Origin of the sequence: Promicromonospora kroppenstedtii (assembly GCF_044389675.1) — a bacterium.
In the GTDB taxonomy this organism is placed as follows: Bacteria; Actinomycetota; Actinomycetes; order Actinomycetales; family Cellulomonadaceae; genus Promicromonospora; species Promicromonospora kroppenstedtii.
Genome location: NZ_JBIRYI010000008.1, coordinates 231,874 through 255,601 on the forward strand (window position 1 = coordinate 231,874; position 23,728 = coordinate 255,601).

The window sequence follows — 23,728 nt, forward strand, 5'->3', positions numbered from 1 at the left end:
GACGCAAGGGAGCTTCATGCGCACGGCACGATTCCTCATCGCACCCGTCACGGCAGCGGCACTCGCGCTCTCGCTCGGTGCCTGCGGCTCCGGCGGAGGCGGCTCCGACGCCTCCACGATCAAGGTCGCCTACCAGAAGTTCGGCAACTTCACGCAGGCTGACGAGCTGTTCAAGGACGTCAAGGCCGACTACGAGAAGGCCAACCCCGACATCACCGTCGAGCTCGTGCCGATCGAGGCGCAGCAGAACGACTACTTCACCAAGCTCGCCCTCATGAACCGGTCACCCAGTACCGCCCCGGACGTGATGTACGAGGACACGTACATGATCAAGTCCGACGTCGAGGCCGGTTACCTGGCTCCGCTCGACGACTACCTCGCGGAGTGGGACGAGTGGGACCAGTTCGTCGACAGCGCCAAGGAGGCCGGCGCGGGCGACGACGGCAAGACCTACGGCGTCTCCATGGGTACCGACACGCGCGGCCTGTGGTTCAACAAGGACGTGCTCGCCAAGGCGGGCCTGCCCGAGGACTGGGCGCCCAAGTCGTGGGACGAGCTGCTGGAGGCCGCCCGGGCGATCAAGGAGTCGGACCCGGACGTGGTCCCGTTCAACATGTACTCCGGCAAGCCCCAGGGTGAGGCCGCCGTGATGCAGGGCTTCGAGATGCTCCTGTACGGCACCGGCGACACCCTCTACGAGGACGGCAAGTGGGTGCTGGGCTCGCAGGGCTTCGTCGACAGCCTCGACTTCATCACCACGGTGTTCACCGAGGGCCTGGCGCCGACGCCGCAGCAGGCGCTCGACACCAACATCGGCAACACGGTGCAGGCCGAGTGGCTGCCCGAGGGCAAGGTCGGCATCGCGCTCGACGGCTCCTGGGTGGCGGGCAACTGGCTCGAGTCCGGGGTTGCGCCGTGGCCCGAGTGGTCCGAGAAGATGGGCACCGCGCCCATGCCCACGCAGGACGGCGCCGCGCCCGGCGCGGTCAGCATGTCGGGCGGCTGGACCCTCGCGATGGGCTCCGGCTCCAAGAACCCGGACGCCGCGTTCGAGTTCATCTCCATGGCGCTGGACCGCGAGAACTCCCTGTGGTTCGACGTCGCGAACAGCCAGATCGCCGTCCGTACCGACGTCGCCGAGGACCCGGAGTACACCAAGACGAACCCCACCACGGAGTTCTTCACGGGCCTGGTCGACGTGACCAACTTCCGGCCCGCGACGTCCGACTACCCGAAGGTCTCCAACGAGATCATGGTCGCGATGGAGGCCGTGATGACCGGCCAGCAGACGCCGGAGGAGGCGGCCGCCGCCTACGACGAAGCGGTGATCGGCATCGTCGGCGAAGAGAACACGGTCCAGGGCTGACCTGATGGCCGTCACGTCCCGCGGCGTGGCGCGAGTGGTTCCGCTCGCGCCCGCCGTCGTCCTGCTCGCCCTGTTCATGCTGGGCCCCGTGGTCTGGTCGTTCTACGGCTCGTTCACCAACGCCGCCCTGACCGGGCCCGCTGCCCTGAGCCCGGAGTGGATCGGGTTCGACAACTACGCGGCGCTGGTCGGCGACCCCGACTTCCCCAAGTCGCTGTGGCTGACCGTCGTGTTCGTGTTCCTGTCCGCCGTCGTGGGGCAGAACGTGATGGGCATCCTGCTCGCCGGCCTGCTCCGGTCGGCGGTCAAGCCGGTGCGCTCGATCGCCTCGACCGTCGTCGTCGCCGCGTGGGTGCTGCCCGAGATCGTGGCGGCGTTCGCCGCGTACGCGTTCTTCCACTCGGAGGGAACGCTCAACACGCTGCTCGGCGGCATCGGCATCACGGGGCCGGACTGGCTCTACTCCACCCCGATGCTCGCGGTGATCCTTGCCAACATCTGGCGCGGCACGGCCTTCTCGATGATGGTCTACTCGGCCGCCCTCGCGGAGGTGCCGCCGGAGCTCACGGAGGCCGCCCAGCTCGACGGCGCCAACGGGCTGCAGCGGCTCACCTGGGTGACCCTGCCGGTGATCCGGCGCAGCATCTCGACCAACCTGATGCTGACCACGCTGCAGACGCTGTCGGTGTTCACGCTCATCTACGTGATGACCGGCGGTGGGCCCGGCACGGACAGCTCGACCCTGCCGATCCTGGCCTACCAGGAGGCGTTCAAGTTCGCGCAGGTCGGCTACGGCACGGCCATCGCGACCGTGATGATCATCGTGGGCGGGATCTTCTCCGTGATCTACATCCGCGCGCTCCGACCGGAGGTGGACTGATGACGGACACCCTGACGAGGCCCGCGGCGCCCGCCCGGAGCGGGCTCGGCACGCTGGCCGCGCCCCGCGGCACGGCCACCAAGGTAGCCGCCAACGTGGTGCTGCTCGTGATCGCCCTGTGCTTCGTGCTCCCGATGGCGTGGGTCCTCGTCGCGTCGTTCGACGCGGAGGCGACGCTCTCCTTCGGGCTGCCCGACGCCGTGACCACCGCGAACTTCGCGGCGATCATGACACCGGAGCTCACCTGGGTGCCGCTGTGGAACGCGTTCGTGCTGTCCGCGGGGTCGGGTGCGATCACGGTGGTGGTCGCGGTGCTCGCGGCGTACCCGCTGTCCCGGTACCGGATGCGGTTCGGGAAGTACTTCCTGTACTCGGTGCTGTTCGGTACCTGCCTGCCGATCACGGCGATCATGGTCCCGGTGTACGCGCTGTTCGTGCAGCTCAACCTGCTCGACTCGCTGCCCGGAACCATCTTCTTCATGGCGGCGACGTCACTGCCCATGGCGATCTGGATGACCAAGAACTTCATGGACTCGGTGCCGATCTCGCTGGAGGAGGCCGCCTGGACCGAGGGCGCGTCCGCCATGCAGGCCCTGCGCCGGGTGGTGCTGCCGCTCATGCGTCCCGGCATCGCCGTGGTGTTCATCTTCGTGTTCGTGCAGGCATGGGGGAACTTCTTCGTCCCGTTCGTGCTCCTGCTCTCCCCGGAGAAGCAGCCGGCGGCCGTGAGCATCTTCGCGTTCTTCGGGCAGTACGGGTCGGTCGCCTACGGGCAGCTCGCCGCGTACTCGCTGCTCTACGCCGTCCCGGTGCTCGGCCTGTACGTGCTGGTCACCCGCATCTCGGGCTCGGCCTTCGCCCTGGCTGGCGCGGTCAAGGGCTGAGTGGCCGGCCGGCGTAGGCCGGCGTAGGCCGGCCCGGGTGATCGGCAGAATGTCAGGTGGTCGGCAGTCCGAGCTGCCGACCACCTGACATTCTGCCGACCACCCGGCTGCGCCCGCCGGCTCCTTCAGCGGAAGACCACCGTGCGGCGGCCGTCCATCAGGACCCGGCGCTCCGCGTGCCAGCGCACCGCGCGGGCCAGTGTGCGGCGCTCGACGTCCTCGCCGATGCCGACCAGGTCCTCGACGGTGCGGGAGTGGTCCACGCGCTCGACGTCCTGCTCGATGATCGGGCCCTCGTCGAGGTCGCCGGTCACGTAGTGCGACGTGGCGCCGATGATCTTGACGCCGCGGTCGTGCGCCTGCCGGTACGGGCCGGCGCCCTTGAACGACGGCAGGAACGAGTGGTGGATGTTGATGATCTGCCCGCTGAGGTCGCGGCACAGCTCGTCGGACAGGATCTGCATGTACCGGGCCAGCACCACGAGCTCGGCGTCGGTCTCCGCGACGAGGCCGCGCAGCGTCGCCTCCGCCTCGGCCTTGGTGTCCTTGGTGACGGGCACGTGGTGGAACGGCTTGCCGTAGAAGGCGGCGATGTCCTCCAGGTCGCGGTGGTTGCCCACCACCCCGACGACGTCGATCGGCATGCGCTGCGACCGCTCGCGGTAGAGCAGGTCGACCAGGCAGTGCGCCGCCTTGGAGACCATGAGCAGCGTGCGGATGCGGCGGCCGACGACGTCGAGCGTCCATGTCATCCGGAATGCCCCCGCCACCTGCGTCATCGCCGCGGTGAGCTCGTCGCGCGACGCGGCGGACTCCACCTGCACGCGCATGAAGAACAGGCCCGACGCCGGGTCGCCGAACTGCTGCGACTCCGTGATGTTGCCGCCGTGCTCCGCGAGCATGCCCGCCACCGCGTGCACGATGCCCGGCTGGTCCGGGCAGGACAGGGTGAGGATCCAGTGGGTGGCTGCGCTCGCGTCGTTCACGCGGTCAGGCTAACCCCCTACGGCCTGCGGCAGCCCGCCCTGTCCGAGCTCGCGGCGCATCACCCAGCGCCGTCGGCCGCCGCTCACCCCGCCGGTCTCGGCCGCACGGGTGAAGCCCGCCGCCTCGAACATGCGCACCGTGCCCACGTAGCCGCTGATCACGTCGACACGCTCGGCGCCGACGTCGACCGGGTAGCCCTCGATCACCTCGGCCCCGTGCTCGCGCGCGTGCTCCACCGCGCCCGCCAGAAGGTGGTGCATGAGCCCCCGCTTCCGGAACCCCGCCCGCACGACGAAGCACACCGCCGACCAGGCCTCGCGCTCGTCGACGAACGGGATGGTGCGGCTGTTCATCAGCCGCCGGTAGGTGGACCGGGGCGCGATCGAGCACCAGCCGGCCACGACGTCGTCCACGTACACGAGCACGCCCGGGCCGGGCTCGGTCGCGCACTCGTCCCGCATGTAGCCGGGGCGGTCCTCCTGTGCCACGCGGCTGTCCCGGTAGGCCATGCACCAGCAGCCCTTGCCGCCCGGCTTCTTGACGCCCACCACCTCGTAGAAGTCGTCGTACCGCCCCACGGCGGGCCGTACCTCGATGCGTTCCATGCCCCGAACCTACGCGGAGCCACCGACATGCCCGACCGGACCGTGGTCGTCGTCGACTCGGGTGTGTCACCTCTGACACGATGGACCCATGAGCAACTCCACCACGACGATCGCCCTGGTCGAGGACGACCATGCGGGCGAGCTCCTCACGCTGCGCCGCGCCGCGTTCGTCACCGAGGCCCAGCTGTACGACGACCCGCACATCCCGCCGCTGACCCAGACGCTCGCGGAGCTCCGGGAGGACCTCGCCCGGGACGACGTGGTGACGATCGGCGCGTGGGAGGGCCACCGGATGATCGGCTCGGTGCGCGTCGAGATCGAGGGGGAGAAGGCCACCCTCGGCCGCCTCGCCGTGGCCCCGGACAAGCAGGCCCGCGGCATCGGCACCGAGATGCTGTTCGCCGTGCTCCCGTACCTGCCGGAGCAGACCACGGAGATCTGGGTCTTCACCGGCAAGGACTCCAAGCAGAACCTCGCGCTGTACACCAAGCACGGGTACGAGGAGCAGTACGACAAGGCCGCGGGCGACCTGACCTACACCTACCTGCGCCGCGTGCTCGGCGCCGCGGGCGCACAGCCCGTGCCGCAGGAGAAGTAGGTCAGAAGCCCCACGCGTGGAAGGACTCGATCTCCATCCACGCGTCGAACCGCGGGTTCTCGCGGTTCGGGTACGGCTTGCCGCCGTAGTGCACCGAGAGCCGGTCGATGCCCGCGAGGCCCTCGTCGGGTGTGATGGTCACGCGGCCCTGGAGGCTGACGTGCCGGTACCAGCTCTCGCCGTCGAGCACCGTGAGCGAGACCCGCGGGTCCGCCCGCAGGTGCTCCAGGCGCTTGCGGGTGCCGTCGAGGTTCAGCAGCACGCGCCCGTCCTCGTACAGGTACCAGGTGGCGACCGACACGGGCGCGCCGTCGGGCCGGACGGTCGCCATGACGGCGTGGTTCGGGCGCTCGAGCATGGTCGCGATGTGCTCGGGGACCGGGGGCTTGGTCACTGTGTGCTCCTTCGACGTCGGGTGTCCGCCGCAGCCAATCAGGTATCGCGCCCCGGGCCAAGTGCGTCGAGCGACCGGAGCAGCGCGTCGCGCCGGCCGTGGCTGTGGTCGGCGCGGTCCAGGGACCGGTCCACGGCACGGATCCCGGCAGCGGCGACGGGCCCCGGCGGGAACGGGGCCGGGACCCGGCGCACCGTGCGGAGCGTGGTGCGCTCGGTCTCCGCCGCGCCGTCGAGCACGGCCAGACGGTCCAGCACCACCTGCGCCGCGAAGTGCGCGTCGGCGCTCCCCGGTCCCGTCGCGTGCTGCACGCGGCCGCCGGCGGCCTGCCCGAACAGCGGGCCGGGCCGGGTGCACCGCGCCGTCGCCGCGGCCCACCGGTGCGTGAGCCGGACGCCCTCGAGCTGAGGAAACGTCGTGAGCAGGTGCTCGGCGAGCCGCCGGGCGGTCTGCGGTCGGTTCTCGTGCGCCCTGGCGACGCGCCCGCCATGGGGATGGACGGCGTCGTACCCGCCGAACACGATCCGGTCGTCCGTCGTGAGGCGGTAGCGGTGGGCCTGGTTCGCGAGGTCCGCGAGACCCTGCCGACCCCGCCAGCCGAGCGCGCCCAGCCGTTCGGCGTCCAGCGGCTCGGTCGCGACCGCGTACTCGTACACCGGCACGGTGTGCCGGCGGTAGCGCCGCAGCAGGGCCGGGAACGCGCCGGTCCCGAGGACCACGCGGTCGGCGCGCACCGACGCCTCGCCCGCGGGCGACGTCGTGCGCAGGACGACGGCGCCACGCCCGCCGCGCGCCGGCGCCGTCAGCCGGGTCACGCGGGTGTCCTCGAAGATCTCGACGCCGAGGGCGGCGGCAGCCCGGGCCAGCCCGGCCGCCAGCAGCGCCGGGTGCACCAGCGCCGCGGCGCCGGGCCGGACCAGGCCGGCCTCGTAGGTGGGGCTGGCGATCTCGGCCCGCATCTTGGCCCGGTCGAGGAACGTGTGCGGCACGCCCGCCGCGGCGGCGGCCCCGGCGGCGTCCTGCAGCCAGTCGATCTGGTGCGGTTCGACGGCGAGGTCGACGACGCCGGTCCGCGCCCACCCGCAGTCCGGGCCGAGCCCGGCCACGGCGTGCTCCATGGCCGCCAGGTTCTCGTCGCCCAGGTGCTGCGGGGCGGCGGGGTCGTCGAGCCGCGCCGTCACCAGCCCGGTGTCGCGGCCGGAGGCGGCCCAGCCGACCGACCTGCCCTCGATCAGGAGCACTCGCGCGCCGGGGTCGCGCTGCTTGATCCCCAGCGCCGTCCACAGGCCGGTGCAGCCGCCGCCGACCACCACGACGTCGGCCCGGAGCGGGGCCGACAGCCGGGGGTACCGGGCCGGGGTCCCCAGGTCGTCCTGCCAGACGACCGCTTGCCGGGTCCTTGCCAACGCGTGGTCCACGACGGATCTGGCCGGAACATTGCGCTCGAAAACGGTCTGCTGCAGGCGCCCCATGTCGCAAATCTAGCCAATGACCGATCAATGTCGGTTTCGGTCGGATGAGCGTCTGATGACGCCGCGGACGGGACTACCTGGCGCCGAGGCAGACCGTCTCGAAGCTGCGGGAGGCGTCGAAGCCGAGCTCCAGCTCGTCCCTGGTGCCCTCGGGGCACTCCATGCCGTCGACGATCAGGCCGGTGACCTTCTTCGCGCCCTTCGACGCGCACGCGAGCTCGGCGCCCTGGCTGTCCACGCAGTCGCCGGTCACCAGCTGCCCGCCGCCGTTGCCGGGGTCCCCGGGGTGGTCGTCCGACAGGTTGCGGGCGCACACGGCCTGCGTTTCGCCGCCGGCCTGGCCGTCCTTCTGGAAGACGACGTCGGTGCCGTCCGGGCAGTGCAGCTGCGCCACCGAGACCGCGTCCTGGATGTCGAGGATCGTGACCGTGGCCTCGGGGTCGTCGCAGAGCAGGGGGAGGTAGGCGTCCGCCCCCTCGGCGGCCTCCGGCGACGGGTTCGGCCCGGCGCAGGAGTCGACCGCCCAGGACGCCGCCGCCGTCTCGTCGGTGCCGTCGGGTCCGAAGAAGTGGATGCCCACCGCGATGATCACGCCGGCCGCGACGAGGAACGCGACGACGGACCAGATCTTGTCCCGCCGGGTACCGCCGCGCCGCTCGCCGCCGGGCCGCTGCTCGGGTGCGGCCGGCGCCGGCTCGGCCGCCGGCCTGGTCGGGAACTGGCCGGTCCTGGGCTGGAACCCGCCGGACCGCTGGACCGGTTCGAACTGGACGGACCGTCGCCCGGGCTGGGCCTGGTGCGAGCGCGGTTCTGGCTGGTGTTCCGGAACGCCTGCGTCCGGTGACACGGGGGAGGGCATGGCGGCACAGTAGCGACGTCGGCGTGAATAGCAAAAGGGTCTCAGGTACTTCCGTTGCAATCCCGCGGTTTCCTGCGGACGCCTGCTGGACGGCGGGCGCCGGGCTCCGGTTTCGCCCGCCGCTGCTACGATCTTCGGGTCGCGACTGGCGTCAGGTGGATCACCACCGGGGAGCGACGAGTCATGCCGACGACGGGTCGTTCGCCTGGGCCCTGGGTCACCTCGTGGAAGGTGTGCGCCCGGGCCGTCCGGCACGGTGCGTGTGCCATCCGCCGCCGTCAGACAATCCCCGTCCCGCATGAATCGAGGAGCTATGAGCGCATCGACTCCCGACCCGCTCGCCACCCCGCTCGCCGAGCTCGACCCCGAGATCGCCGCCGTCCTTGACGGCGAGCTGGCCCGCCAGCGCGACACGCTCGAGATGATCGCGTCCGAGAACTTCGTGCCGCGTGCCGTCCTGGAGGCGCAGGGCTCGGTCCTGACCAACAAGTACGCCGAGGGCTACCCGGGCCGCCGCTACTACGGCGGCTGCGAGCAGGTGGACATCGCCGAGAACCTGGCGATCGCCCGTGCCAAGAGCCTGTTCGGCGCCGAGCACGCCAACGTCCAGCCGCACTCCGGCGCCCAGGCCAACGCCGCGGTGCTGCACGCCCTGATCAACGCGGGCGACAAGATCCTCGGCCTCGAGCTGGCCCACGGCGGCCACCTCACGCACGGCATGCGCATCAACTTCAGCGGCAAGCTGTACGACGTCGGCGCCTACGGCGTGGACCCGCAGTCCTACCGCATCGAGATGGACGAGGTCCGCAAGAAGGCGCTGGAGCACCGCCCCGACGTCATCATCGCGGGCTGGTCCGCCTATCCGCGGCACCTCGACTTCGCGGCGTTCCGCGAGGTCGCCGACGAGGTCGGCGCCAAGCTCTGGGTCGACATGGCGCACTTCGCCGGCCTGGTGGCCGCTGGTCTGCACCCGTCCCCGGTGCCGCACGCCGACGTCGTCTCCTCGACCGTGCACAAGACGATCGGTGGCCCGCGCTCCGGCTTCATCCTCTCCAAGGAGGAGTACGCCAAGAAGATCGACTCCGCCGTCTTCCCGGGCCAGCAGGGCGGCCCGCTCATGCACGTGATCGCCGCCAAGGCGGTCTCGTTCAAGGTCGCGGCGACCGAGTCGTTCAAGGACCGCCAGGAGCGCACGCTCCGCGGCGCCTCGATCATCGCCGAGCGCCTCTCGCAGCCCGACGTCGCCGCGGCCGGCGCGTCCGTGCTGACGGGCGGCACCGACGTGCACCTGGTGCTCGTGGACCTGCGCAACTCCCAGCTCGACGGTCAGCAGGCGGAGGACCTCCTGCACGACGCCGGGATCACCGTGAACCGCAACGCCGTGCCGTTCGACCCGCGTCCGCCGCGCGTCACCTCGGGCCTGCGCATCGGTACGCCGGCCCTGGCCACGCGCGGGTTCGGCGACGCCGAGTTCACCGAGGTCGCCGACATCATCGCCACGGCCCTGAAGGACGGTGCCGCGACCGACGTCGACGCCCTCTCGGCGCGGGTCGAGAAGCTCACCGCCGCGTTCCCCCTCTACCCGGGGCTCTGACAATTCCGCTGAGTGCTGGCTATTTGTTGGTCTTAGCGGCTTCAGACCAACAAATACCCAGCACTCACCGAGGGAGGTATGCATGACCGCACAGATCCTGGACGGCAAGGCCACCGCCGCCGCCATCAAGGCGGAGCTCAAGGACCGGGTCACGGCGCTGCGTGACCGCGGCGTCATCCCCGGCCTCGGCACGCTGCTGGTCGGCGAGGACCCGGGCTCGCAGTGGTACGTGGCGGGCAAGCACCGCGACTGCGCCGAGGTCGGCATCGCGTCGATCCGGGAGGACCTCCCGGCCACCGCGACGCAGGACGAGATCGAGGCCGCGGTCCGGCGGCTGAACGAGGACCCGGCCTGCACCGGGTACATCGTGCAGCTCCCGCTGCCCAAGGGCATCGACACCAACCGCGTGCTGGAGCTCGTCGACCCCGACAAGGACGCCGACGGCCTGCACCCCACCAACCTCGGGCGCCTGGTGCTGCGGGTCAACGAGGACGTCACGTCCTCGCTGCCCTGCACGCCGCGCGGCATCATCGAGCTGGTGGAGCGGCACGGCATCAAGCTCGCCGGCAAGGAGATCGTCGTGCTGGGCCGCGGCGTCACCGTGGGCCGCCCGATCGGGCTGCTGCTCACGCGACGGGCCGTGAACGCGACGGTCACCCTGACGCACACGGGCACGCAGGACCTCGCGGCCCTGGTCCGGCGGGCCGACGTCGTCGTGGCCGCCGCGGGCGTCAAGGGCATCGTGACCGGCGACATGGTCAAGCCGGGCGCCGTGCTGATCGACGTCGGCGTCTCCCGCGAGACCGACCCGGAGACGGGCAAGTCGCGGGTCGTCGGCGACGTCTCGCCCGAGGCCGCGGAGATCGCGGGCTGGGTGTCGCCCAACCCGGGCGGCGTCGGCCCGATGACCCGCGCGATGCTCCTGGCGAACGTCGTGGAATCGGCGGAGCGCTCGCTGGTTCCCTGACGGTCTGCTGCGTCTCGCACCGCCGCCGTCGAACGTAGGAACAGTCGTCGCAAGAGCTCTCTTGCGGCGACTGTTCCTACGCTCGACGGCGCCATCCGTGTCGAGGAGTGTCGGGCGCGGCGGGGTGCTGACACACTGGCATCGCTCCTGCCCGATGAGTTGCGGGCCGCGGCGTCGTCTGAAGAGTTGATGACGGGCCGACCGCGGCCCGAGCGACTCAGGAGGACATCATGGTGACCGTGCGGACCCATCTCTGGTTCGGGAACAACAAGGCCGGCGAGGCCGCCGCCTTCTACGCCGAGCACATCCCCGGCTCGTCGGTCGAGCGCGTGGTCAAGGCGCCGGAGAACGCTCCGGGCGCCGAGGCCGGCACCGACTTCGTCGTGGAGTTCACCGTGGCCGGCCAGCCCGTGATCGGGCTGAACGCCGGACCGCACCGCACGCTCGACGAGGCGTTCTCGTTCTACCTCTCGGTCGAGGGCCAGGAGGAGGTCGACCACTACTGGGACATCCTGACCGCCGACGGCGGCGAGCCCGGGGCGTGCGGCTGGTGCACCGACAAGTTCGGGGTGTCCTGGCAGGTGGTCCCCAAGGAGCTCGAGCGGCTCAGCGGCTCGTACTCGACGCCCGCCGAGATCGCCACGATGAACGCGATGCTGAAGATGGGCAAGATCGACGTCGCGGCCCTGCAGGCGGCGCACGACGGCGCATGACGCACCCGTGATCGGGGCGTGTCAGGGGCTCCGGTTAGGCTTCCCCGGTGCCCCTGATCGTCGCCACCGCCAATGTCAACGGGATCCGAGCCGCCGTCCGCCGCGGCATGGAGTCCTGGATCGCCACCCGCACCCCGGACGTGCTGCTGCTGCAGGAGGTGCGCGCGCCCGACAAGCTGGCGCGCGAGCTGCTCGACGGCTGGCGCGTCGCGCACGCGGAGAGCGAGGTCAAGGGCCGCGCCGGGGTGCTCGTCGCGTCCCGCCTGCCGCTCGGTGAGGTCCGCACGGGCCTCGCGTCCCACGGCCCGGACGGCGCCGTCGAGGAGGGCGCCGACACCGGCCGCTGGGTCGAGGCAGACATCAGCCTGCCCGACGGCGGCACGTTCACCGCGATCTCCGCGTACCTGCACTCCGGGTCGACCAACCCGGGCCAGGAGCACACGATGGTCGCCAAGTACGCGTACCTGGAGAAGGTGACCGCGCGGCTGGCGGAGCTCGCCGACGCACAGCACCCGGCCGTCGTGGCGGGCGACCTCAACATCGCCCACCAGAACGTGGACATCAAGAACTGGAAGGGCAACCAGAAGAGCGCCGGCTTCCTGCCCGAGGAGCGCGCCTACGTCACGCGCTGGCTCGACGAGCACGGGTGGACCGACCTGGGCCGTCACCACGGGGGTGACGGCCCAGGCCCGTACACCTGGTGGTCGTGGCGCGGCGCGGCGTACGACAACGACTCGGGCTGGCGCATCGACTACCAGCTCGCCAACCAGGCGCTCGCGGGTGCCTGCCGCAAGGTGGAGGTCGACCGCGCGCCCACGTACGCGGAGCGCTGGAGCGACCACGCCCCGGTCGTGGCGACGTACGAGCTCTAGTACCGGATCGCGTCGATCACCTTGACGCGCACCGCGTAGATCGCCGGGATCAGGCCCGCCAGGGCGCCGATCCCGACGGCGCACGCCATGCCCACCAGGGCCGCGTCGAACGGGAAGCCGGGCAGGTCGTCGAGCGGCCGGCCGAAGATGCGGTCGATCGGGATGTTCTTGATCACGGCCACCGCGATCACCACGCCGACCACGCCCGCCACGGTGGTGGCGACCACCGACTCCATGAGCACGCCGAAGAACACGCGGCCGCTGGTGGCCCCGAAGGACCGCCGGATGCCGATCTCCCGGATCCGGTAGCGCACGGTGACGAGCGCGATGTTGAGCAGCCCGAGGCCGCCCAGCAGCAGCGCGAAGCCGCCCACGCCGAGCACCAGGTACTGCAGCACGCGGTCGATCACCATGGCGTCGGCCATCGGCTGCTGCACGTCGAACCGGACGCCCGCCGCCGCCAGGTCGCGGGGCAGCACCTCGGCGAACTGCTGGGCGAGCTCCGGCGGCACCCAGAAGCGGTAGCCGTCGGCCATCACCCGGTCGGGGAACCAGCGCACCGCCTGGTCGAACAGCATCATGGCGCGCGGCCCCTCGTCGTTCCACTGCACGGGCACGACGCCGATCACGGTGGCGGCCACGGGCGACTCACCCTCGAGCACGACCCTGGGGTGCGTGGTCACGGGGGCGCCGTCGGCGTAGGCGTCGAGGAAGGCCTGGTTCACCACGAGCACGGGGGCCAGCCGCTCGGCGTCGGACTCGGTGAACCAGCGGCCCGCCTTGAGGTCCTGGCGGGTGATGGTCCCGCTGTCGACGTCGACCGCCGACCACTCCACGTAGGTAGCGCTGTCCCCGCCGCGCACCGCGAGGTCCATGGTCGCGCGCACGGAGTGGTACGAGATCTTGTGCCGCTCGGCCACGGCGTCGACCACCGTGTCCACCTCGACCGGCGTCATCTCGCCCTCGGTCGGCCCCATCGACCACGCCTCCAGCGTGGTGTCGCGGCCCGACATGCGCTCGTTCTGCTCCTGCATGGCCTGGCCGAACATGGTCACGGCGGCCGTGATGCCGGTGATCGCGGTGACGGCGCAGGCGACGCCGACCAGCGCGAGCAGCACGCGGACCTTGTGGATCCGCAGCTCGTCCCAGGCCTCGACGATCGCGCCCACGACCCCGGTCATGCGGGGAGTCCCGCGGTCTCGGCCACGGCCGTGGGCGCGCCGAGGTGGATGGGCACCAGGACGCCGTCGGCCAGCCGGAACTGCCGGTCGGCGCGGGCTGCGATCGCGAGGTCGTGCGTGATGGTCACCAGCGCGGCCCCGGTCTCGCTCGCGGCGTCGTCCAGGAGCGTCATGATCGCCTGCCCGGTCTCGACGTCGAGGGCGCCGGTGGGCTCGTCGGCGAGGATCACGCGCGGCCCGCGCACCAGGGCGCGGGCGATGGCGACCCGCTGCTGCTCGCCGCCCGAGAGCTTCTCGGGGCGGGTGTCGAGGCGCTCGCCCAGACCGACCCGTTCGAGGGACCGCGCCGCCAGGCGGGTGCGGTTCCAGAACTGCCTGCCGCGCGCGTACAGGAGGGGCGCGGCCACGTTCTCCAGGGCTGTCCGCCCCTGCAGCAGGTTGAACTGCTGGAACACGAAGCCGAAGTCGTCGCCCCGGCGCCGGGCCAGGGCCCGGCTGCGCAGCCGGCCCACGGGCTCGCCCTCCAGGAGGTACTCGCCGGACGTGGGGGAGTCGAGCAGGCCCAGGATGTTCAGGAGGGTGGACTTGCCGGTGCCGGAGCGACCGACGATCGCCACGTGTTCACCGGGGCCGACCGTCAGGTCGACCCCGCGGAGGATCTCCAGCGTGCTCCCGTCGGGGAGCTCCACGTGCCGGGTGACGTCCTGCAGATCGACGAGCGGGAGGCCGGTCATCCGTAGCACTCCTCCTCGAACGCCCGGACGGCGTCCATGTCGCCCTCCATCGCCGCCTGGTCGTAGGCGGCGCTGTCCGAGCAGTCGACGCCACCCTCCGTGCCGTCGTCGACGGGCGTGAACTCCAGGATCCGCTCGCCGGCCTTCAGGCCCTTGGTGACCTCGACCTGGAGGCCGTCCGTCAGGCCCAGGGTCACGTCGCGGGGCTCGGGCTCGGCGCCCTCCTCCTTGACGGTCCACACCCGGCCGGTCTGCGAGGTGCCGAGCACGGCGGAGATCGGCACCACGACGACGTCCTTCGCGTCGCCGTTCGTGATCTCGATCTCGGCGCCCAGGCCGGAGAACGCCTTGACCTTGCGTGGGATGGAGCAGTGGACGGCACCCGTGGCCGCCTCGGGGGCGCCCGCCACGGGGTCCTCGCCGCCGGCGGACCCGCCGGCGGGCGCCTCGCCGATCGTCAGCCCGGTGCAGGTGAAGGGGGCGGGCCCGCCCTTGAGCGTCACCCGCGCCTTGCCGGTGGCCCCGACCAGCCGGTACTGCTGGTCGGCGGTGAGCGTGCCCGACACGGACAGGGTGCCGGGGGAGACGGTGCCGATGACCTCGCCCACCGTGACCGCCTGGTCCTTGAGCACCGTGATGTCCACGGTGCCGGCGGCGGGGGCGAGGGCCGAGGTCCAGGTGACCTTGGGCTCCTGCTCGGTGACGGTCTCCTCGCCGGTCTCCTCGTCGACGTCGACCACCGGGTCGACGAGCTCCTCGCTCTTGATCCACAGGACGCGCGTGTCCTTGCCGACCTTCGCGTCGTCGACCTCGATCTTGGCGATCACGCCGTCCGCCGTGGCCTTGATCTCGACCGGCGGGTCGGAGACCACGGACGCGGGCACGGTGACCGCGTTGGTGACGGAGCCCTTCTCCACGGGGATCACGGCCTCGGTGATCTCGCCCGTGGGCTGCAGCGCGTCGGGCGGATCGAGTTCGGCGCCCTTGAGCGCCAAGGCCACGAGCGCGGCGGCGATCACGGCCCAGATGATGATCCGGGCGGTGGGGAAGACGTACTGGCGGACAGCACCCACGGGGGCTCCTCGCAGCGGGGACGGGTGGCAGCCTGCTGGACATTAATGCAGGTACCGCCCCGGACGGGATGAAAGTACGGGGTGAAGCCAAGCCTTTACGAGGAAGGGCCCCGCACCTGACGGTGCGGGGCCCTCGGCGATGTGGCCCTGGTCAGGCGGCCGGCGCCGACGGTGGCGCCAGCAGGAACACCGGCGCCGTCAGGCCGGCGTCGGCGAACGCCTCCGCGACCGCCTGGGCGACCGCGTCGACGTCGGACAGGCGGACCAGCGCGATGGCGCTGCCGCCGAACCCGCCGCCCGTCATGCGCGCGCCGAGGGCGCCCGCCGCCATGGCCGAGTCGACCACCAGGTCGAGCTCGCGGCAGGAGACCTCGTAGTCGTCGCGCAGCGAGACGTGCGAGGCGACCATGAACGGGCCGACGTCGGCGGCGCGGCCCTCGCGCACCAGGTCGGCGAACCGCGCGGTGCGGTCGATCTCGGAGACCACGTGGCGCACCCGGCGGCGCAGCACGCCGTCGGGGTCGTGCGGCTCGAGCTCGGCCAGGGCACGGTCGATGCCCATGCCGCCCAGGGTCGGCGCGATCTCGCGCAGCGACCCCAGCCCGAGCAGCTCCGCGGCCTGCTCGCACGAGGCGCGGCGCGCCCCGTACTCGCCGTCGACGTGCGAGTGCTCCGCCTTGGTGTCGACCACCAGGAGCGTGAGCCCGGCGGTCTCGAGGTCGAACGGCACGGGCACGCCCGACTCCAGCGGGTTCAGGCCCGGCCGGAAGTCGAGCAGCAGCGCGTGGCCCTCGCGGCAGCGCAGCGACGCCGACTGGTCGAGCCCGCCCGTGGGCGCGCCCGCGATCTCGTTCTCCGCGCGACGGGTCACGTCGACCAGCTCGGCGCGGCCGGCGTCGGACGCGACCAGGCCGAGGCCCGCGACGGCGTCCAGGGCCACGGCGACGGCGGCCTCCAGGGCGGCCGAGGAGCTCAGGCCGGCCCCGAACGGGACGCACGAGTCAACGGCGGCGTCGAAGCCACCGACCTTGTGCCCGGCCTCGCCCAGGGCCCAGGCCACGCCGGCGACGTAGGCGCCCCAGCCCTGGACGGCGCCGGGGGCGACGTCGGACAGGCGGGTCTCCCAGACGCCCTCGGCCTGCGCCGACACCAGGCGGACCTGGTCGTCGTCGCGCGGCCGCAGCGCGATGTAGGTGCGGTGCGGCAGCGCCGTCGGGAGGCAGAGCCCGGCGTTGTAGTCGGTGTGCTCACCGATGAGGTTGACGCGCCCTGGGGCGGACCAGACGCCCTCGGGGGAGCCGTCGAACGAACGAGTGAAGAGCTCGTCGACCCGGCGGGCGCCGTCATCGGCGGTCCAGGCCTCGAGCCAGTTGATGGTGGTCACGTGTCTGATTATTGCCTCCTGTGCGCGCCGGACCCACCAGCCGGTCAGGCAGCGAGACCGGCGCGCTCGGGATCGGGACGCGGGCTCAGGCCTCCTGGCGCAGCACGCGGACCGCTCCGGCGGGCACATCGGCGTCGCCCACGACCTGCTGCCCGGTGAGCAGATCGGTGGCGGGCGTGCCCAGGGGCAGCTTCACGTCGCCGTCGGTGTGGTTGACCGCGACGGTCCAGGAGGCGCCGTCGCCGTGCCGGCGCACCACCTCCAGCCCTTCCACCGTGCCCGACGGTGCCAGGCCCGCGCCCGCGTACACGTCGGCCATGACCGTGGACAGGGCGTCGACGTCGAGCGCGGTGGACACGTACCAGCCCGTGCCCGCGCCGTGCCGGTGCCGCGTGATGGCCGCGCCGCCCGGCTTGGGGCCGTCGGTGTAGGTGCCGACGGGCTCGGCGCCTACCAGCACCAGGTCGTCGGCCCAGACCGTGCCCGTGAGATCGGTGGTGTCGTTGGTCGCGGCGCCGGCCCCCGCCGCTCCGGCCCGGTAGGCGACGGTGAGCGCGTCGTCGGCGCGCAGGGGCAGGAACTCCTCCACCCACACGCCCAGCGCCTCGCGCAGCGGGGCCATGAAGCCGCCGGGGTGGACGGCGTCGTGCTCGTCGACGATGCCGCTGAAGTAGCTCACCAGCAGCGACCCGCCGGCCTCGACATAGGCGGTGAGGTTGGCGGCGTCCTCGGCCCGGAGCAGGTACGACGCCGGGGCGACGACCAGCTTGTACCCCGACAGGTCCTGCCCGGGGCGCACCAGGTCGACCGTGTGGCCGTCCCGCCAGAGCCGGTCGTAATACGCGTCGACGCGCTCGCGGTGCCGCGCGCCCTCGCTGGGCCGGAACTCCAGGTCCTGCGCCCAGAACGACTCGTAGTCCCAGACCAGGGCGACGTCGGCCCGGACGCGGGAGCCGCGCAGCTCGGTGAGCCGGCCGAGGTTCGCGCCCAGCTCGGTGACCTCCCGCCACACGCGCGAGGCGGTACCGGCGTGCGGCAGCATGGCGGAGTGGAACTTCTCCGCGCCGGAGCGGGAGGCGCGCCACTGGAAGAACATGATCGCGTCCGCGCCGCGGCCCAGGTGGGTCAGCGAGTTGCGGGCCAGCTCCCCGGGCCGCTTGGCCACGTTGCGCGGCTGCCAGTTCACGGCGGAGGTCGAGTGCTCCAGCAGGAGCCACGGCTTGCCGCCCGCGACGGACCGCGTGAGGTCGGCGGCCAGCGACAGCCCCACGAACCCGCGCGGGTCGGCGGCCCGGAGGTAGTGGTCGTTCGAGACGAGGTCGACCTCCTTGCCCCATGCGAACAGGTCCGTCCAGGGGCAGCTCGCGGCCATGAAGTTGGTGGTCACGGGGGCTGTCGAGTGCTCGCGGACGGCGTCGCGCTCGGCGATGAAGCACGCCCGCAGGGCGGCGTCCGAGAACCGCGCGAAGTCGAGCTGCTGCGCGGGGTTGACCGCCTCCGGGGCGGCCGCCGGGACCTGGACGTGCTCCCAGTCGGCGTAGTGCTGGCCCCAGAAGGCCGTGCCCCAGGCGGCGTTCAGGGCGTCGAGGGAACCGTACCGCTCCCGCAACCACTCGCGGAACGCGCGCTGGGCGTGCACGGAGTAGTCCAGTGCCACCGGCGCGCCGTACTCGTTGTGCACGTGCCAGCCCGCCAGCGCGGGATGCCTGCCGTACCGCTCGGCCAGCGCCTGCGTGATGCGCAGCGCCGCCTCCCGGTAGGCGGGGGCGGTCGGCGCCATGAGCCCGCGGCCGCCCGGCCCCATCGGGGTGCCGTCCCGGTCGACCACCCGGGCGTCCGGGTGGGCCGCGTACAGCCAGGCCGGCGGGGCCGCCGTCGGCGTGGCGAGCAGGATGCGGACCCCGCCGTCGTGCAGCAGACCGATGATGCGGTCCAGCCAGGCGAAGTCGAACTCGCCCGGCCGCGGCTCCAGCAGCGCCCAGCTGAAGATGCCGAGGCTGACCAGGTTCACGCCCGCCTCGTTCATGAGCCGGACGTCCTCCGCCCAGACCTCCTCGGGCCACTGCTCGGGGTTGTAGTCGCCGCCGTAGCTGATCTGGTCGACGCCGGTCAGCCAGCCGTCGAACTGCGGTCCGGGCGTGAAGCGCGGGGTGGTGGGCATGAAGGTCCTCTCGCGGTGGAGCTGGTGGAGCTCGGCCGACGGCCGTACGTCGTACCAGGACAACCGTAGGTCCTTCGTGCGGCCGAGGGAATACGCTTCCCGACGGTGTTCCGCGCACCGTGCCGCTCACCCCCGGATCGCGGCCAGCACCTCCTGCTCCTCGTCGCGGGTCAGGCCGGTGACCGTGGCGTCCGGGGTCGCGCGCAGCCACGCGAGGGTGTCGCGGGCGGTCTCGGCGAAGGGCCGGATCCGCAGCCCCGCCGCCAGCGAGGACGTGACGTCATGGGTCATGAACCCGCCCTCGACCAGGTCGCCCGCCCAGAACGGGATCGACCGGGGCCCGGACCAGGGGTTCACCTCGTGCTCCGCCAGGGTCTGCGGGGCGACCGCGACCAGCTTCGGGTCCGCGCCCACGCCGTCGGCCACCTGGGCGAGGAGCTCGGAGCGGGGCAGGGGTGGGCAGACGGCGTCGAAGTCGCCCGTCGTGCCCTGCTCCGCCGCCGACACGATCCACTCCGCGAGGTCGCGGACGTCGACGAGCTGGACCGGGTCGTCCACGGGCACGGGCACGAGCACCGGCAGGCCGTCCTCGGCGGCCTGCGCGAACCGGGCCGGCCAGTAGGTGAACCGGTCGCTCGGGTCACCGGGCCCGACGATCAGGCCGGGCCGGATCACGAGGGCCGCCGTCGTCCCCGCGCGGACGATGTTCTCGCAGGCGACCTTCATGGCGCCGTACACCTCGGGGCCGGAGGCCGGGTTCTCGTCGGTCTCGATCGGGTCCAGGAGCGGGACGGTGGCGGGGGTGCCGCCCACGGTCGCCGTGTCGGCGTAGACGTTGATGGTCGAGACGAAGGTCCAGTGGGCGTCCGGGAAGGCCGCGACGGCGGTGCGCACGTGCGAGGGGATGCGGGAGACGTCGACGACGGCGTCGAACGTTGTGTTCGTCAGCTTCGCGGGCACCTCGTCGGCGCGGTCCCAGTGCACCAGGGCGGCGCCGTCGGGCACCGTGCCGCTCACGCCGCGGGCCGCGCACACTACGTCGTGGCCGCGGGCGACGGCGGCCGCCGCGACCGCGCGGGACAGGAAGACGGTTCCACCGAGCACCAGGATTCGCATGGTGCCCACCGAACCGCATCGGGGGCCTCGGGGCATCCGTATCTGCTCCTGGCGAATCTCCGCGGGGCGTAGTGCTGGGTCTTGCGGGGTCCTGCTGGGTCCGCGGGTCGCTCCCCCCTTTGAGGCCTAAGTTTCTTCGCTTTCAGGCGACTGAAAGCGAAGAAACTTAGGCCTCAAAGGGGAGGTGGCGGAGGCGAGCATCCGGTCGAGTTCGCCCCGGCGGATTGCGATAAACCCTGGTCACGGTCATGTCGCGCGGCCTAAGGTCCTGACTCGACAACAGAACATGGGCGAGCACGGGTGGGCCGGAGATCGTCGGTTACCACTCTTAATGGAACGGTTGCGGGTTCGAGTCCCGCCGTCGCCCGCGAGGGCGACGTAGCTCAACAGGCAGAGCATTCACGCCGGGGGTCGCACACACGCCCACCCGTGCCTCGTAGAGCGGGCCGGAGTCTCTTCGGTTACCTGGTAGATGGCAGTACGGGTTCGACTCCCGGCCCGGCGACGGGTACTGCTCGGCAGCGTGAGCCGCCGTTCCGGAGGGCGGACACACGCCCGTTCGTCCACATGAGGAGAGCGACGGCGGGCCCACCCGCCGTCGCTCTTCGTGTTCCGGTACCGCCGCGGTCTGCCTGCTTTAATGCGTGGTCAGGCAGTATGCAGGGCCTCTAGGGTCCTGATCTGACAACAGAACCGCGGAAGCGCGGGGCGGGCCGGAGACGGTCGGTTATCGGATCTCAAGGTGCGGGTTCGAATCCCGCCGCTGCCTACGGGCGGTGTGGCTCAACGGACAGAGCATAAGACAACTCGGCCGTCGCACACACGCCCGCCTCGCTTCCTCGCTCGAGAGCGGTGGCGGGAATCCACCCGCCGCCGCTCTCTTCTGCCCGTCGCCAGCACGATCCACCGCCGAGAGGAGCTTCGCCATGGACATCCTGCGCACCCTGAACCGCCGCCGGACCCCACAGAACCAGCCCGCCGACCCGCGCCAGCACGCGAACTCCGCCGGTGGTTACGCCTTCGTCCTGGACGACGCCGCCCGCCTGCGGCGGTTCCTCACCCTCGGCGTCGACGGCGGCACCTACTACGCCACGGCAGGTGCGCTGGCCCGGGAGAACGCCGAGGTCGTGGGCCGGATGGCGGCGGCCGACCCGGTGGCCCTGGTCGACACGATCGTCGAGGTCTCCACGAGCGGCGCCGCGCCCCGGCAGCAGCCGGCCCTGTTCGCGCTCGCGTACGCGGCGTCGGTCCCGGAGTCGGCCGCACTGGCGCTCGCGGCGCTGCCGCAGGTGGCGCGCACGGGGACGCACCTGTTCCTGTTCGCCGGCTACGTCGAGCAGTTCCGGGGCTGGGGTCGTGGGCTGCGGCGCGCCGTCGGCGGCTGGTACACGGCCAAGGACGCCGACGCCGTCGCCTACCAGGCGGTCAAGTACCGGCAGCGGGAGGGCTGGTCGCACCGCGACCTGCTGCGCCTGGCGCACCCCGTCACCGCCGATCCCGGCCTGCGGGCGACGTTCGACTGGATCGTGCGCGGCGCGACGGGCGAGCACACCCCTGCCCTGGTCGAGGCGTTCCTCAAGGCGCAGGAGGCGTCGGACGCCGCGACCTGGTCCGCGCTCGTCCGCGACGCCCGTCTGACCTGGGAGATGCTGCCCGACGCGGCGCTCGCCGAGCCTGCGGTCTGGGACGCGCTGCTCGACGTCGGCATGCCCGCCACCGCGCTGATGCGTCAGCTCCCGCGGCTCACGCGGCTGGGGCTGCTGCCCGCCGTCGGCGGCCGGACCGACGAGGTCGCGACCCTGCTCGCGGATGCCGAGCGGCTGCGGCGTGCGCGCGTGCACCCGGTCAGCGTGCTGGTGGCGCAGCGGACCTACGCCTCGGGCGTCTCGGCGCGGGGCACGGGCACGTGGGAGCCCACGCAGCGCGTGGTGGACGCGCTCGACGCGGGGTTCTACGCGGCGTTCGGCGCGGTCGAGCCGTCCGGCAAGCGGCTGCTGCTCGCCGTGGACGTGTCGGGCTCGATGAGCGCGCCGATCGCGGGCATGCCGCTGACGGCGCGCGAGGCGTCCGCGGCGCTGGCGCTGGTGCAGCTCGCGACCGAGCCGGGCTCATCGGCGGTCGGGTTCACGACCGGTCCTGGTCGCGGGTGGCGCGAGGCGGTACTCGAGCCGCTGAGCATCTCGCCGCGCCGTCGGCTCGACGACGCCCTGCGGGTGGTCGACGAGATGCCGATGGGCGGCACGGACTGCGCGCAGCCGATGCTGTACGCGCTGGCCAACGGACTGGAGGTCGACACGTTCGTGGTCTACACCGACAACGAGACGTGGCACGGTGACGTCCACCCGTACCAGGCCCTGCGGCTGTACCGGGAGCGCACGGGAATCCCGGCTCGGCTCGTGGTGGTGGGTATGACCGCCACGGAGTTCTCGATCGCGGACCCGTCCGACCCGGGGATGCTCGACGTCGCCGGGTTCGACGCCGCCGTGCCGTCCCTGATCTCGCAGTTCGCGGGCGGGCTCTGACGGCGTTCGCCGGGTCGCTCGTCGCGGGCGGCGTTTCTCCTTCGAGGCCTAAGTTTCTTCGCTTTCAGCCGCCTGAAAGCGAAGAAACTTAGGCCTCGAAGGAGAGGGGGCGGCCCAGCCCCGGCTCGGAGGGGAAGCTGGCCGCGCGTCGGCACGCGAGCCGCCGCGCCCTACGTCACGCCGGGCTGATCCCGAGCTGCATCCCCGCGAGCCCCCGCTTGCGGCTGGCCAGCGTCGCCGCCACCTCCCGCAGCACCTTCGCCCCGGGGGAGTCGGGCGCCGTCAGCACCACGGGGGTACCGGCGTCCCCGCCCTCGCGGACGGCGACGTCGAGCGGCACCTGGCCGAGCAGCGGCACGTTCTTGCCGATCACCTCGGTGAGCCGCGCCGAGACCTGCTCGCCGCCGCCCTCGCCGAAGATCGGCAGCCGGGTACCGTCGGGCTGCTCCAGCCACGACATGTTCTCGACCACGCCGACCACGCCCTGCGACGTCTGGGTCGCCACCGACCCGGCGCGCTCGGCGACCTCGGCGGCGGCGGCCTGCGGCGTCGTGACCACGAGGATCTCGGACGACGGCAGCAGCTGCGCCACGGAGATCGCGATGTCGCCCGTGCCGGGCGGCAGGTCGAGCAGCAGCACGTCGAGGTCGCCCCAGAACACGTCCGCGAGGAACTGCTCCAGCGCGCGGTGCAGCATCGGCCCCCGCCAGACCACTGGCTGGCCCTGCGGCACGAACATGCCGATCGAGACCACCTTGACCCCGTGGGCGATGGGCGGCAGCAGCATGTTGTCGACCCGGGTCGGCTGCCGGTCCACGCCCAGCATGCGGGGGATCGAGAAGCCGTAGATGTCGGCGTCGATCACGCCGACCGACAGGCCGTCGGCGGCCAGCGCCACCGCGAGGTTCGCCGTGACGGACGACTTGCCCACGCCGCCCTTGCCGGACGCCACCGCGAACACCTTGGTCATCGACCCCGGCTGCGAGAACGGGATCACGGGGTCGCCCGCCCCGCCGCGCAGCTTCGAGCGCAGCGAGGAGCGCTGCTCGGCCGTCATCACGCCCAGGTCGACGTCGACCCCGGCGACCCCCTCCACCGCGGTCGCCGCCGCCGTCACGTCCTTGACCAGCGTCGATTTCATCGGACAGCCCGCGACGGTCAGGTCCACGCCCACGGTCACCGCCCCGCCGTCGTCGACCGAGACCGACCGGACCATGCCCAGGTCGGTGATGGGCCGCCGGATCTCGGGGTCGAGCACGCCGGTCAGCGCGTCGCGCACACGAGCCTCGAGCGTGGGGGAGTCGACTGAGGTCATGAATCGATCTTAGGCGGGCCCGGGACCCGCCCACGCCGGGTCCTTGCAGAG

21 protein-coding genes, 1 tRNA gene and 1 riboswitch are annotated in these 23,728 nt (G+C 72.2%); of the genes, 10 read left to right on the plus strand and 12 right to left on the minus strand.

Annotation, left to right across the window (positions count from 1 at the left end; all coding sequences use genetic code 11):
- The first annotated feature begins 16 nt into the window (after positions 1-16).
- The 3 genes from ACH47X_RS14885 to ACH47X_RS14895 are packed head-to-tail and all read left to right on the plus strand — an operon-like array spanning position 17 to position 3,130.
- On the plus strand, positions 17-1,366 hold the full coding sequence (locus ACH47X_RS14885) for an extracellular solute-binding protein (RefSeq protein ID WP_142032963.1): 1,350 nt from the start codon (positions 17-19) through the stop codon (positions 1,364-1,366).
- Between the two features lie 4 nt (positions 1,367-1,370).
- Complete coding sequence (locus ACH47X_RS14890; protein WP_036968513.1) at positions 1,371-2,246, plus strand: carbohydrate ABC transporter permease; 876 nt, start codon at positions 1,371-1,373, stop codon at positions 2,244-2,246.
- The gene (locus ACH47X_RS14895; protein ID WP_397405397.1) at positions 2,246-3,130 is read left to right on the plus strand and encodes a carbohydrate ABC transporter permease; all 885 of its coding nucleotides are present in this window, start codon (positions 2,246-2,248) and stop codon (positions 3,128-3,130) included. The genes ACH47X_RS14890 and ACH47X_RS14895 overlap by 1 nt, the downstream gene beginning before the upstream one ends.
- Before the next feature lie 125 nt (positions 3,131-3,255).
- Here the strand turns inward: ACH47X_RS14895 and purU are convergent, their stop codons facing one another.
- Together purU and ACH47X_RS14905 are read right to left on the minus strand one after the other, a co-directional pair.
- Positions 3,256-4,116, minus strand: coding sequence for a formyltetrahydrofolate deformylase (gene purU / locus ACH47X_RS14900; protein WP_397405398.1), 861 nt, complete (start codon positions 4,114-4,116; stop codon positions 3,256-3,258).
- A 9-nt stretch (positions 4,117-4,125) separates the two neighbouring features.
- Positions 4,126-4,722: a GNAT family N-acetyltransferase gene (locus ACH47X_RS14905; RefSeq protein WP_036968507.1), complete on the minus strand. Its 597-nt coding sequence runs from the start codon at positions 4,720-4,722 to the stop codon at positions 4,126-4,128.
- Between the two features lie 88 nt (positions 4,723-4,810).
- Here ACH47X_RS14905 and ACH47X_RS14910 point away from each other — a divergent pair, with 88 nt between their 5' ends.
- On the plus strand, positions 4,811-5,320 hold the full coding sequence (locus tag ACH47X_RS14910; protein ID WP_036968504.1) for a GNAT family N-acetyltransferase: 510 nt from the start codon (positions 4,811-4,813) through the stop codon (positions 5,318-5,320).
- A 1-nt stretch (position 5,321) separates the two neighbouring features.
- Here the strand turns inward: ACH47X_RS14910 and ACH47X_RS14915 are convergent, their stop codons facing one another.
- The 3 genes from ACH47X_RS14915 to ACH47X_RS14925 form a co-directional block, all read right to left on the minus strand.
- Positions 5,322-5,714 carry a PPOX class F420-dependent oxidoreductase gene (locus ACH47X_RS14915; RefSeq protein WP_036968501.1) on the minus strand — a complete coding sequence of 131 codons (393 nt, stop codon included), beginning with the start codon at positions 5,712-5,714 and terminating at the stop codon, positions 5,322-5,324.
- Between the two features lie 38 nt (positions 5,715-5,752).
- Positions 5,753-7,186 carry an NAD(P)/FAD-dependent oxidoreductase gene (locus ACH47X_RS14920; protein ID WP_397405399.1) on the minus strand — a complete coding sequence of 478 codons (1,434 nt, stop codon included), beginning with the start codon at positions 7,184-7,186 and terminating at the stop codon, positions 5,753-5,755.
- Between the two features lie 73 nt (positions 7,187-7,259).
- Complete coding sequence (locus ACH47X_RS14925) at positions 7,260-8,045, minus strand: hypothetical protein (RefSeq protein WP_397405400.1); 786 nt, start codon at positions 8,043-8,045, stop codon at positions 7,260-7,262.
- 131 nt (positions 8,046-8,176) lie between these two features.
- A riboswitch (ZMP/ZTP riboswitch) is annotated at positions 8,177-8,263 on the plus strand.
- A 95-nt stretch (positions 8,264-8,358) separates the two neighbouring features.
- Between ACH47X_RS14925 and glyA the strand changes: the two genes are divergently transcribed.
- The 4 genes from glyA to ACH47X_RS14945 all read left to right on the plus strand — a co-directional run bounded on the left by glyA (position 8,359) and on the right by ACH47X_RS14945 (position 12,191).
- Complete coding sequence (gene glyA, locus ACH47X_RS14930; protein ID WP_142032973.1) at positions 8,359-9,639, plus strand: serine hydroxymethyltransferase; 1,281 nt, start codon at positions 8,359-8,361, stop codon at positions 9,637-9,639.
- Positions 9,640-9,721: 82 nt separating this feature from the next.
- A complete protein-coding gene (locus ACH47X_RS14935) occupies positions 9,722-10,606 on the plus strand; it encodes a bifunctional methylenetetrahydrofolate dehydrogenase/methenyltetrahydrofolate cyclohydrolase (protein WP_397405401.1) in 885 nt (294 codons plus the stop codon).
- A 230-nt stretch (positions 10,607-10,836) separates the two neighbouring features.
- Positions 10,837-11,319: a VOC family protein gene (locus tag ACH47X_RS14940; RefSeq protein WP_397405402.1), complete on the plus strand. Its 483-nt coding sequence runs from the start codon at positions 10,837-10,839 to the stop codon at positions 11,317-11,319.
- 47 nt (positions 11,320-11,366) lie between these two features.
- Positions 11,367-12,191, plus strand: coding sequence for an exodeoxyribonuclease III (locus ACH47X_RS14945; protein ID WP_397405403.1), 825 nt, complete (start codon positions 11,367-11,369; stop codon positions 12,189-12,191).
- Here the strand turns inward: ACH47X_RS14945 and ACH47X_RS14950 are convergent.
- The 6 genes from ACH47X_RS14950 to ACH47X_RS14975 form a co-directional block, all read right to left on the minus strand.
- Positions 12,188-13,372, minus strand: coding sequence for an ABC transporter permease (locus ACH47X_RS14950; protein WP_397405404.1), 1,185 nt, complete (start codon positions 13,370-13,372; stop codon positions 12,188-12,190). The genes ACH47X_RS14945 and ACH47X_RS14950 overlap by 4 nt on opposite strands.
- Positions 13,369-14,106 (minus strand): ABC transporter ATP-binding protein, encoded by a 738-nt coding sequence (locus tag ACH47X_RS14955; protein ID WP_397405405.1) that lies wholly within the window; start codon positions 14,104-14,106, stop codon positions 13,369-13,371. Before ACH47X_RS14955 ends, ACH47X_RS14950 begins: the two co-directional genes overlap by 4 nt.
- Entirely contained in the window at positions 14,103-15,179 is a 1,077-nt protein-coding gene (locus ACH47X_RS14960; RefSeq protein ID WP_397405406.1) for a secretion protein HlyD, read from the minus strand. Before ACH47X_RS14960 ends, ACH47X_RS14955 begins: the two co-directional genes overlap by 4 nt.
- Positions 15,180-15,330: 151 nt before the next feature.
- Positions 15,331-16,563: a galactokinase gene (gene galK, locus ACH47X_RS14965; RefSeq protein WP_397405407.1), complete on the minus strand. Its 1,233-nt coding sequence runs from the start codon at positions 16,561-16,563 to the stop codon at positions 15,331-15,333.
- A gap of 85 nt (positions 16,564-16,648) precedes the next feature.
- On the minus strand, positions 16,649-18,724 hold the full coding sequence (locus ACH47X_RS14970) for a beta-galactosidase (RefSeq protein WP_397405408.1): 2,076 nt from the start codon (positions 18,722-18,724) through the stop codon (positions 16,649-16,651).
- Between the two features lie 126 nt (positions 18,725-18,850).
- A complete protein-coding gene (locus tag ACH47X_RS14975; protein WP_397405409.1) occupies positions 18,851-19,840 on the minus strand; it encodes an NAD-dependent epimerase/dehydratase family protein in 990 nt (329 codons plus the stop codon).
- 772 nt (positions 19,841-20,612) lie between these two features.
- Here ACH47X_RS14975 and ACH47X_RS14980 point away from each other — a divergent pair.
- Together ACH47X_RS14980 and ACH47X_RS14985 are read left to right on the plus strand one after the other, a co-directional pair.
- A tRNA-OTHER gene (locus tag ACH47X_RS14980) sits at positions 20,613-20,716 on the plus strand.
- A gap of 50 nt (positions 20,717-20,766) precedes the next feature.
- Entirely contained in the window at positions 20,767-22,362 is a 1,596-nt protein-coding gene (locus ACH47X_RS14985) for a TROVE domain-containing protein (protein ID WP_397405410.1), read from the plus strand.
- A gap of 175 nt (positions 22,363-22,537) precedes the next feature.
- Here ACH47X_RS14985 and ACH47X_RS14990 read toward each other — a convergent pair whose 3' ends face one another.
- Complete coding sequence (locus tag ACH47X_RS14990) at positions 22,538-23,677, minus strand: Mrp/NBP35 family ATP-binding protein (protein WP_397405411.1); 1,140 nt, start codon at positions 23,675-23,677, stop codon at positions 22,538-22,540.
- Between the last annotated feature and the right edge of the window lie 51 nt (positions 23,678-23,728).